Below are 2,370 nucleotides of genomic sequence, written 5' to 3'. Positions count from 1 at the left end.
ATGTCAACTAAGTTTTTCATTTCGTTTGCCGCGTTCTGCGTTATTGCATCGGCGACTTGTTCTATATTACACCTCTAACCTAAAATCGTCAATATGTTTTTATAAAAAACTTCATTTTTTATAAATCTTATTTACGTTATTACATTATCTATTTATATACCTCTTCTATAAGAAGATATAAGCAACCCATAAAATACTCTATGGGTTGCTATTCCCTCATAAAAACTATTGTTCTTTTAAAGGTACCGAACAACTTTCATCCGTACAAGACATATCGCTTCTACCCTCTGAAGAAAGCTCTTGTAACTTAGGTGCAGGATTCTCTTCTTCCCACACTTGTTGAAGTGCACCGACAAAAGTTTCGAGTGGTTGTGCGCCTGAAATAGCATACTTTTGATTAATAATAAAATAAGGTACTCCTGAAATTTGATATTGCTGAGCAATCGCTTCATCAATTCTAACATCATTTGCATATGCACCTTTATCATGAATAACACGTAAAGCTTCTTGCTTATCTAAACCTGAAGCTTCAGCAATAGTAGCAAGCGTATCTATATCACTTAAATTTCTCGATTCAGTGAAATATGCAAAAAGTAGATTTTCCGTAATCTCTTTTTCTTTCCCTTGATCCTTTGCAAATTTGGCAAGACGATGCGCATCAAAAGTATTCGTCGGCTTCATCTCATCAAAATTAAAACTTAAACCCATGCTAGCTGCATGATTTCCTAGTTGTATATTATTACGCTTAGCTTCTTCAATACTAATCCCGTACTTTGACGCAAGTACTTCATTAATACTTGTTCCAGAATAGATTGGAGCATTTTGGTCTAATTCAAAACTTTTAAACTCAACTTCAACATCCTTCTTATGCGGAAATTGCTCTAAAGCCATCTCTAATCTACGTTTCCCAATATAGCAAAATGGGCATACAAAATCTGACCATACTTCAATTTTCATAGAAACACCTCATTAACATGTAGTTTTCAATCATTGTAGCACCAGCACTAAAGAATTCAAAAAATTATGCTTCAAGCTTTATATACTACAACCTAAAATGAATTTATGAATAGAAAAAAAACGATAATCAAAAGTATAAAAATACTACCTTCTGATTATCGTTTATACAAATCTAATTATGCTGGAATATATCTCCCCATGAACTTCCATACGGTATTCCAATATTTATTTGAATCTACCTTCTCAGCTTCTCCATGTCCAGCACCTGGAACAATTAATTTCTCTTTTTCTACTTTTGCAGCATTATATACTTCATCTAACATTTCATAAGGAACGAACGTATCAGCATCCCCATGAATAAATAGCATAGGTGTTTTACTTTTCGCTACTTGTTTTATAGCTGAAGCTTCTTCTAAATCATATCCAGCTCTTAATTTTGTAACCGTATTTGCCGCATTCATAACAGGAAACTTTGGCAAGTGGAATAAATCTTTTAGTTGATAAGTAAATTCATCAATAACAGTTGAGTATCCACAATCTTCAATAATAACTTTAACGTTAGAAGGTAAATCTTCACCTGAAGTCATCATTACAGTTGCTCCACCCATCGAAACACCAAAGAGTGCTATTTCAGCATTAGGATCTTTCTTTACAATTTGTTGAATCCAAATCAAAATATCTTTACGATCGTGCCAGCCCATCCCTATATAATCGCCTTCACTATTTCCATGCCCACGAAGGTCTGGCGCTATGACGTTATAGCCTTGTTCATAAAAATTCCGGATATATTTCGTCATTTTCGATGCCCTGCTATCATATCCATGAACTACAATTGCCCATTTATGGCTAGATTGTTCATTCATATATTCATAACCTGTTAATTTCAACTTATCGAAAGAATTTATGTTTCGTGTATTAGGTTTATGAGTTGATACAAAGTTCGCATCCTTTTCTTCGTTTGTAGCGAACCCACCTCCCGATGCATTCACTGTTTCTACTAAATGAGGATTATCCTCTAAAAATTCTTTCTCTTGTTTCGCATTCAACGCATAATTATAAAAATAATTCCCTACTAACATATAAGTAATTGCTAGAAAGACTAAAACTACTATAGTAATTACACCTATCTTTTTCATATTATCTCCTTTTTCAAAATTAAATTTCCTTATATTCAAGTACTCAAAAAACAACTGCACTATTTTAACATACCGACAAAGTGCTTCTACAAAAAATAAAATAGAAAATCTTAAACTACACATCAAAAATAATGAAAGAAAATGAATATGAGGAGATCAAAAGAATAAGGGTTACTTACTTGAGGTTGATAAGAAGTTTAAAACACAAAAAAGACGAGTCATTCTGACTCGTCTTAAGGTTGCTTGGCGACGTCCTACTCTCACAGGGACAAGGTCC

At 33.4% G+C, this 2,370-nt stretch carries 2 protein-coding genes; both read right to left on the bottom strand.

The features are described 5' to 3' along the window. Positions 1-225: 225 nt before the first annotated feature. The gene (locus tag FS742_RS27070) at positions 226-957 is read right to left on the bottom strand and encodes a DsbA family oxidoreductase (protein ID WP_144616451.1); all 732 of its coding nucleotides are present in this window, start codon (positions 955-957) and stop codon (positions 226-228) included. A 176-nt stretch (positions 958-1,133) separates the two neighbouring features. Then, positions 1,134-2,093 (bottom strand): alpha/beta hydrolase, encoded by a 960-nt coding sequence (locus tag FS742_RS27065; RefSeq protein WP_144616449.1) that lies wholly within the window; start codon positions 2,091-2,093, stop codon positions 1,134-1,136. Between the last annotated feature and the right edge of the window lie 277 nt (positions 2,094-2,370).

Source organism: Bacillus cereus, from assembly GCF_007678085.1.
In the GTDB taxonomy this organism is placed as follows: domain Bacteria; phylum Bacillota; class Bacilli; order Bacillales; family Bacillaceae_G; genus Bacillus_A; species Bacillus_A cereus_BE.
Note: the sequence above shows the minus strand (reverse complement) of the source record. Positions and strands in the feature narration are given on the sequence as shown.